Origin of the sequence: Clavibacter sp. VKM Ac-2873 (genome assembly GCF_015351075.1) — a bacterium.
Lineage (GTDB): Bacteria > Actinomycetota > Actinomycetes > Actinomycetales > Microbacteriaceae > Clavibacter.
Genome location: NZ_JADKRS010000007.1, coordinates 76,702 through 84,333 on the forward strand (window position 1 = coordinate 76,702; position 7,632 = coordinate 84,333).

A 7,632-nucleotide genomic window follows, 5' to 3' on the forward strand; every position below is an offset into this window, starting at 1 on the left:
GACGAGGGCGTCTCCATGGGGGTCGCCTGCACGATGAGGTGCAGCGCCCTGCACCCGCAAGACGGGAGCGGTCGCCATGGCGGCCATGTGGACGGCTTCGATTCCATGGGGATCATGAACGCACCCACGCATCCTTCGCCATCCCGCCGCGGCCCGACCTGCGTCCTCGAGGCGGTCGGCATCCACAAGTCCTACCGGACGGGACGACGCGGTCCGGAGATCCCGGTCCTCCGGGACGTCTCCGTCCGGATCCACGAAGGCGAGATGGTCGCGGTCATCGGGCCGAGCGGCTCCGGCAAGTCCACCCTCCTCTACTGCCTCTCCGCGCTCGAGCACGTGACCCGGGGAGAGGTGCGCATGGACGGTCAGGACCTGGGTTCCATGAAGGGGCCGGGGCTCGCGCGGCTCAGGCGGGACAAGATCGGGTTCGTCTTCCAGCAGTTCAACCTCATCCCGTCGCTGACGGCCGCGGAGAACGTCGCCTTGCCGGCCCGGTTGGCGCGGCGCCCGCATTCTCCGCAGGCGGTCGATGGGGCACTCGAGCGCGTGGGGCTGACGGGCCAGCGCAGCCGACACCCTGCGGAGCTGTCGGGCGGCCAGCAGCAGCGCGTGGCGATCGCCCGGGTCCTCGCCGACGAGCCGGACATCGTCTTCGCGGACGAGCCGACCGGCGCTCTCGACACGAGGAACAGCCGTCAGGTCCTGGCGCTCCTCCGGGCCGCGGCCGACGACGGCCGCGCCGTGGTGATGGTGACCCACGATCTCGATGCCGCTTCGCAGGCCGATCGCGTCCTCGTGCTCCGGGACGGGCGGCTCTGCGCCGAGCTGCCGAGGCCCACCGTCCTCCAGCTGCTCGAGGCCCTGGAGTCCAGCGCTGGTCCGATCGAGGGACACGGCGCATGATCAAGCTGGTCCTCCGCGACGTCGTCACCCACTTCTGGGCCTGGCTGGGGCCGTTCCTGGTCGTCATCGCCAGTTCCGCGACGCTGTGCGCAGGAGCGTGCTATTGGATGGCGTCCACACGGGGAGCCGACACCGCCTCCATCGCCATCTCGCTCCTGATCTCCTGCAGCATCCCCGCCTACATGGTCACGGACTCCGTCACCCGGCTGGCGATCTCCCTGCAGCGCCGCAGCTACGCGCTGTGGCAGATCGCGGGCGTGCTGCCGAGAGCCGTGACGCGGATCGTGTCCGCTCAGATGGTCACGGTCGGGCTCGTCGGCTCGATCATCGGCACAGCGATCGGGTCCGCAGCCATGCCCCCGCTGTTCACGTGGCTCATGGGGCTCCGCAGCGCTCCCGCCTCGGCTGTGCCTGACCTCACGCTCGGGCCCGTCGCCGCCGCGTCCGTGGCCGTGATGACGACGGCGCTGGTCGCCTTCGCGGCGTTGCCCGCAGCCCGGAAGGCGGGGCGCACGCCTCCGCTCGAGATCCTGAGGGAATCGGTCCCGCCGCAGCAGCGGATGAGCATCGCCCGATGGGTGGTCGCGGTCGCCCTCTCCGCCTGGGTGGTCGTCCTGGTGCAGAACGCCATGAGCGCCGACCAGAGCAAGATCATCGGCAACGTGATGCCCATGTCGCTGGTGCTCGCCCTGCTCGTCACGATGGTGGGGCCGCTCGTGTTCCCCGCGACCGTCCGGGGGTGGACGGCCCTCCTCCCCGCGCGCATCTCGACGTCCTGGTACCTCGCCCGCCACGACGCTCGCCATCGAGCCTCCCTCACCTCAGCCGTGCTCGTGCCCGTCGTCGTGATCCTCACGGTCATCCCGTCGTTCTTCGCGGTGATGGCGACCTTGACCGAGGCGAACCTCGTCTCCGGGGACAGGCCCGCGGACTACTACGGCGGCGATGACCCCGGGGGCATGTTCGTCACGCTCGTCTACATGGTCGGAGGTCCGGTCGTGCTGGCTGTCATCGGTACAGCGGTCAGCCTCTTCGTGGCCGGACGGGATCGAGCGCGCACCAACGCGCTATTGCGAGCAGGCGGTGCGTCGCGCGGCACCATCGTGGGTGCGGCGCTGGCAGAGGGGGTCATCTACGTCACCTCGGCGGCGATCCTCGGGACGGCGATGACGGGGTTCGTCGCGGTGACCACGGCTGCGGGGACGGCCTCGTCGGGCGGAGCCTTCACGCCCGTCGTCCCGCTCCCGCTGGTCGGCTGCCTCGCGGGAGGCGCGCTGGCGTTCGTCCTGCTCGCGACAGTGATCCCCACGCTGGCGTCGCTGCGACGGAGCGTGCGCGATGAGCTGGGGACAGCGTGATCCGCATCGGGTCGTCACCAGAGCGTGAGCCGCTTTACGCACATCGGATGTGGGCATGTGCTGCACACCCGAGAGCACGCGGTCACCGACCGCGCCGCCGCGCACCCTCGAGGACGGCGGGACCCACGCCCGTGGTAGATCGACGTCGGCATGACCGTCGCCCTCGACCTACTGGCGCAGCTCACGACCGGCTGGTTCGCGGCGATCGTCCTCGCGGCCTGCGCCGTGGCGCTCACGTCGGCCAGGGCGACCCTGCACATCCGGTGCAATCCGAGGGGCGCGGGCCCCTTCCGGCCGTGACCACGCACCCGGTGGGGTGACGCGATGCGAGAGCGCCGCGTCCCGCCGGGCGGTGGAGATGACGGGTGACGCGACCGGCGACACCGCCCCGGGACTCACCCGGTATATACACTCCGAGTATGCTGTCGTAGGACACGGAGCTGATGACCAGCTCACCCGACCGCTGAGACAGCGCATATGACGAGGACCGCGATCATGACCAAGCGCACACGCCTGTTCCCCACGAGCAGCCGGACACGGACCCGGAGCACCCGGCCATGGTTCTACGCCGCCGGGGCCAGCGGCCTCGTGGCCGTCGCCATGCAGCTCGTGATCGGCCTGGTAGCTCCTGCCGTCTTCACGGCGTGCACGCTCCTCCTCGGAGCCATCGGCGTGGCGCACGGAACGGGTGGGAGCCGGAGCCGGTCCATGCGACGGATCATCTGACGCGTGGAGCGACGCTGTCGAGTCGCCAGCCGCCCCGGCCTCGCGCTCGGACCAGGGCGGCCGTGACGCGCCGGCATCCCCCATCTGGTGATGATCACCCGCTTCGCGCTTTCCATGCGTTCACCTTCGCCAGCATTTCCTCACCAGTCAAGGGTGAAATCGGTATGAGACCGACCTCCTAGCCACAGAGCGCTGGTAGAAAGGTGCACGGAGCGCGGCGGCCGATTCTGCTCATCCGGCCGCTTGATCACATGAGGAAATCAGAATGGACTGCGATGGCACTGAGGATCACTGCTTTCCTCGCCGATTCGGCGGAAGCGGGCAATGGGAAGCTGTATGTGCTCGGAGCGGGCTGGGACACCCTCACGGTGTCGGCGTTCCCACTGGTCCAGCCGCGCGTCGCCGTCGGCGTTATCGTCCACGTCGGCTGGAACGACACGGAGGTCGAGCATGACGTCGGGTTGCGCCTCGAGACGGAGGACGGCCAGGCCGTGCCGATCGGCACGCAGGCGGGCGAGCACGGCCCGGAGCCGATCATCCAGATAGGGCAGCGTTTCGTCACCGGGCGCCATTCGCTCTTGAGCGCTGGCGACGACCAGACCTACCCCATCACCTTCACGATCAACAACCTCAGGATCGATCGCAGCGGCGGCTACTCCTGGGCCATCTTCGTCGACCAGGAGCTCGCCGCGCGTCTCCCCATGCGGATCCTGAAGGACCCCGCCGTCGGGTCGTGAGCGCCAGCCGCCGACCGCGGCCATCGGGCCCGGGGACAGCCGACCCCGCCCATCAGAGCTTGGCAGCGAATTTCAGGGCTTGCTGGCGCGTGTGGACGCCCAGCTTGCGATAGACGGATGCCATGTGGGTCTTGGCCGTGTTCCGTGAGATGTGCAGCGCAGCCGCGATGTCGCCGGCGTTGGCGTATCGATGCAGGGCTTCGAGCACCTCCCGCTCCCGTCGGGTCAGCTGGACGACACGTGGCACGGGGAACACCTCCGTGGACACGCGCGGCAGGCCCAGGCGCCCGGACAACGCCTCGCGGAGCCCGCTCGGCGCGTTGACGAGGGCATTGACCGCACCCGTCCTCCGTACCAAGCACTCCAGCTGCGCGATCTCCGTCTGGTCGGCGGGGGGCTCGGCAGCGACCGACATGTGGGAGATCGCCAGCTGCAGCACCTCCCACGAGGGGTAGGTGGGGGCCCGCGGCCCGCGCCTCTGAAGCGCCTCGTCGAGGTGGCGCTCCGCCCGCGGCTGATCCCCGCGGAGGATCTCCAAGCGCACGAGCGGGTCGACCATGGGACCGCAGTGGACGGAAAGACCGGGGGTGTTCAGGACGTCCTGCGCTGCGGCGAGGTCACCCGAGGCCTCGTAGAGGTCGGCCAGATCCGCACGCAGCTGCTCCCCTGCGTAGGCAGCGGGGCGCGACAGCGACCGGTGGCCGGTGAGGGTCCTCTCGAGCTCCCGGGCACCATCACGGGCGTTCCCGCTGAGGAGGGCGCGCTGGGCGACCAGGTGGACCGCGATCCACCAGAGGGAGCTCTGGCGGATGGGTTCGTCGACGGCGGCGATCACCGCGTCCAGACCGTCGAGATCGACGGCGCCGACGGCGATGAGACCGCGGGCCAGGATGCCGACGCTCGCGTAGACGTCGGCGAGCACGCCCGGCTCATGAGGACGGGTGCCCGCCCAGTCCGCGATGGCGTCGGCAGCCCGCACGTAGTCGTGGCAGAGCGCATGCGCCAGCGCGATCATGTTGCCGAGATGGACGCCCGCAGGGTGCCAGCCCCAGTCACGGCTCCATCTGTACCCTTCCTCGAAGAGAGCCGCGGCCTCGTGCCGGTGACCGGCGAGCAGCTTCGACAACCCGCCGAGGATGAACACCTCAGGCAGGATGTCCGGGAACCCGTCGCGGTCGTCAGCCTCGTCGACCTTGACGCAGATCTCATCGACCAGCGCGGCGGACTCCGCGAAGCGGCCGAGGACGTTCAGGTCCTGGATGTGGGCGCACAGCACCGCGATCACGTCACGGGTGGCCGGCCGCTGCTGGGCACCCACCCAGCGCACGTAGGCCTGCGTGCTGATGCCGGTGAGCATCGCGAGGGATCGCCCCCGGGCGTGGGCGAGGTCGCGTGCGACCAGGTACCGCGGGTGCGCATGCAGGCGCTCGTCGGGCATCAGCTGGAGCGCGCGCTCCACGGCGGGCTGGTTGACGAGGAGATCCCTGAAGAACCTCGTGTCCGCCAGCATCTCGAGGTCCGCCCAGCGCCCCTCCTCCGCCGCGGACATCCAGAGGGTCTCGATCTCGACGCCGGGGTCTTCGTCACCGGTGGCAAGGGGTGGGCCGGAAAGACCTCGTGCTTCGCCTGCCTCGTTCACCATCGTCGCTCCTCGGTCTGCGTGCTCTCCAGGCGGGACACGTCTCCTTGATAGACCGAATCCGAGCCGGGTACTCCGCGCCGAAGCCAGTCGGCCCGCTTGTCGGGAAATCCGATCTAACCGTCGATGAACATTCCGCGCCGAGGGCCAGGACCGCCTTCGTGGGGCTACCCGAGCTCAATGGATACGGAGCGTGCATCTGCATCGGGAGCCTACCTGATATGCGGAGAAAGCCTTATCCAGTAGCCGAGTTAGGACCCAAATCATCCTCGGATAGTACTCGCCTCATACTCGTACTACTTAGATTTGTGACGATAGGGAGTGCATTGTCGTCGCAGAACGTTTGACGTGATTTTAATTCGTACACCAATGCCTAGTGCCCTCGTCGATCCCTGCAGGCGCCTTCGCTGCGGATCCGCCGCAGGCGCGCCTGGGCGGATGGGGCGGATGGGGCGCTCCGCCCCGAAGGTGGTGCGGGGCGCTCCCCGCTCGCCCCGCACCAACCGGGTCGGCAACCCCGGTTCGGAGCGTCGCGGAGTCCGAGGGGACCCCCAGCGATCGCTCCCCCGGCCGGCAACCCGGCCAGGCCTGGCTCCCGCCGGGCGGCCGTCGGGGGACGGTCGCCTGGCGGGAGGTCTCCTGCGTCGCGGTCGGAGCTCCGCCGCGACGAGTCATGGTGTGTATCAGCCCACCGCGCCCACGCCGCGGAGGACGCAACGCACGTCGTCCGGTGCATCGAAGGCGACCCCGACACGCCAATCCGCGGACGCCTGGCCCGCGACCACGACCCTCGTCTCGCCCGTCGCGAGCACGGTCGCGCTGGGGGTGGAGAAGAACGCGGTGACCTCGTAGGCGGCATCCGAGCTCGAGACGTTGGAAACTGTTCCCGTCATCGCCCAGCCGTCGTCGGTCTGGACGCATCCGGTCACGTTCGTCAGCTTCCGCGCTTCGGAGTCGTTCGCCACGTCGTAGGGCACGTCCCCGGCGCTGGTCGCCCCTTCCGGGAGCCCCTGGGCGGGGAAGATCGGCGAGGCCTGCGCGGATGGCGACACGACGGGCGTGTGCTCATCAGGGATGGCATACCCCGTGCAGCCCGCGAGGAGGCTCGAGAGCACCAACGCGCTCATGAGGGCGACGGAGGTCGATGTGCGCTGGGACATGGGCGGCTTCCTTTCTTCATGGGGTGGAGAGTGGCGGCCCCTCCGGGACACGAGAGTGACCGCCACCCGGTCGGCACCTCAGCCCGGTGACGAGTTCGGGCTGAGGTGGTCTGAGCTCACGGCGCGTCCTGGCGGCGACGGCGGACCGTCATCAGCACGCCCCCGAGGAGCAGCAGGAGCAGGCCGCCCGCGAGGATGCCGGCCGTGCCCTCCGAACCCGTGAAGGGCAGCGACCCGAGGAAGGGCGGCGTCCCGGGAACCGGCGGCTCGACGAGGATGGGCGGGACGCCCACCTGGACGGTCGACGGCGGGGACTCGACCCGGGGGCCGGTAGGCGGCGTTCCCGACGAGCTCGCGGTGTTCGCCAGCACGCCGTTGCGGAGATCCGCCTCGGTCACCGCGTAGGTCGCCGTCGCGGTCGTCCTCTCGCCCGGAGCCAGCGTGCGCGTCGGGTAGGAGATCTCCGACAGCTCTCCCGTACCCGAGAACTCCCCCTCGTCGACCGTCACGTCGGTGAGGGTCACGTTGCCGGTGTTCGTGATGAGGAACGAGTAGGTGATGACCTGCCCGGCTGCCGTCACGTCGGTACGGTCGGCGGTCTTCACCGTGGACAGGCCGGGCTCGGGATCACCCGGGTACTCGACCGTCGACGGCGGTGAGGTCGGCGGCGGTGTGTCGCCGGGCGGGGTGCCCGTGGCGGTCGCCGAGTTGGTGACCTTCCCCGCGTCGATGTCGGCCTGCGTCAGGGTGTAGGTCGCGGTGGCCGTGGTCTGCTCGCCGGGCGCCAGCGTGCGCGTCGGGTAGGAGATCTCGGACAGCGTCCCGGTCCCCGAGAACGCCGCCTCGTCGACGGTGACGTCGGTGAGGGTCGTGTTGCCCGTGTTCGTGATGACGAAGGAGTAGGTGACCTCCTGACCCACCGTGAACGACTCGGCGTCGTTGGGCGAAGCCGACTTGACGACGGTGATGCCCGGAGCCGGATCGATCGTGACCGTCGTATCCGACGGCGGGGTTTCCAGCACCGGGGTGCCGCCCGGAGGCGTCCCCGCACCCGTCGCCGCGTTATCGACCCTGCCCGCATCCACATCCGCCTGCGTGACCACATACGA

General features: G+C 69.7%; 8 protein-coding genes. 5 read left to right on the plus strand and 3 right to left on the minus strand.

Features of this window, described 5'->3' with window-relative positions; translation table 11 throughout:
* Positions 1-15 precede the first annotated feature (15 nt).
* From ITJ44_RS15675 to ITJ44_RS15695, 5 genes are all read left to right on the plus strand, one after another.
* On the plus strand, positions 16-903 hold the full coding sequence (locus ITJ44_RS15675; RefSeq protein ID WP_228495238.1) for an ABC transporter ATP-binding protein: 888 nt from the start codon (positions 16-18) through the stop codon (positions 901-903).
* Positions 900-2,261 carry an FtsX-like permease family protein gene (locus ITJ44_RS15680; RefSeq protein WP_194636475.1) on the plus strand — a complete coding sequence of 454 codons (1,362 nt, stop codon included), beginning with the start codon at positions 900-902 and terminating at the stop codon, positions 2,259-2,261. Before ITJ44_RS15675 ends, ITJ44_RS15680 begins: the two co-directional genes overlap by 4 nt.
* A 150-nt stretch (positions 2,262-2,411) precedes the next feature.
* The gene (locus tag ITJ44_RS15685; RefSeq protein WP_194636476.1) at positions 2,412-2,561 is read left to right on the plus strand and encodes a hypothetical protein; all 150 of its coding nucleotides are present in this window, start codon (positions 2,412-2,414) and stop codon (positions 2,559-2,561) included.
* A gap of 195 nt (positions 2,562-2,756) precedes the next feature.
* A complete protein-coding gene (locus tag ITJ44_RS15690; protein ID WP_194636477.1) occupies positions 2,757-2,987 on the plus strand; it encodes a hypothetical protein in 231 nt (76 codons plus the stop codon).
* A gap of 275 nt (positions 2,988-3,262) precedes the next feature.
* Positions 3,263-3,724, plus strand: a complete 462-nt coding sequence (locus ITJ44_RS15695; RefSeq protein WP_194636478.1) for a hypothetical protein — start codon at positions 3,263-3,265, stop codon at positions 3,722-3,724.
* A 52-nt stretch (positions 3,725-3,776) separates the two neighbouring features.
* On the opposite strand, the gene ITJ44_RS15700 is transcribed toward ITJ44_RS15695, so the two are convergent.
* From ITJ44_RS15700 to ITJ44_RS15710, 3 genes are all read right to left on the minus strand, one after another.
* Positions 3,777-5,366: a helix-turn-helix transcriptional regulator gene (locus tag ITJ44_RS15700; RefSeq protein WP_194636479.1), complete on the minus strand. Its 1,590-nt coding sequence runs from the start codon at positions 5,364-5,366 to the stop codon at positions 3,777-3,779.
* Positions 5,367-6,046: 680 nt separating this feature from the next.
* Complete coding sequence (locus ITJ44_RS15705; protein ID WP_194636481.1) at positions 6,047-6,523, minus strand: hypothetical protein; 477 nt, start codon at positions 6,521-6,523, stop codon at positions 6,047-6,049.
* 116 nt (positions 6,524-6,639) lie between these two features.
* Positions 6,640-7,545 carry an LPXTG cell wall anchor domain-containing protein gene (locus ITJ44_RS15710; RefSeq protein ID WP_194636483.1) on the minus strand — a complete coding sequence of 302 codons (906 nt, stop codon included), beginning with the start codon at positions 7,543-7,545 and terminating at the stop codon, positions 6,640-6,642.
* Positions 7,546-7,632: the final 87 nt, after the last annotated feature.

Coding starts and splice junctions, on each gene's coding strand:
- ITJ44_RS15685 (WP_194636476.1), top strand. CDS start 2,412: ATGACCGTCGCCCTCGACCTACTGGCGCAGCTCACGACCGGCTGGTTC.
- ITJ44_RS15675 (WP_228495238.1), top strand. CDS start 16: ATGGGGGTCGCCTGCACGATGAGGTGCAGCGCCCTGCACCCGCAAGAC.
- ITJ44_RS15695 (WP_194636478.1), top strand. CDS start 3,263: ATGGCACTGAGGATCACTGCTTTCCTCGCCGATTCGGCGGAAGCGGGC.
- ITJ44_RS15690 (WP_194636477.1), top strand. CDS start 2,757: ATGACCAAGCGCACACGCCTGTTCCCCACGAGCAGCCGGACACGGACC.
- ITJ44_RS15680 (WP_194636475.1), top strand. CDS start 900: ATGATCAAGCTGGTCCTCCGCGACGTCGTCACCCACTTCTGGGCCTGG.
- ITJ44_RS15700 (WP_194636479.1), bottom strand. CDS start 5,366: ATGGTGAACGAGGCAGGCGAAGCACGAGGTCTTTCCGGCCCACCCCTT.
- ITJ44_RS15705 (WP_194636481.1), bottom strand. CDS start 6,523: ATGTCCCAGCGCACATCGACCTCCGTCGCCCTCATGAGCGCGTTGGTG.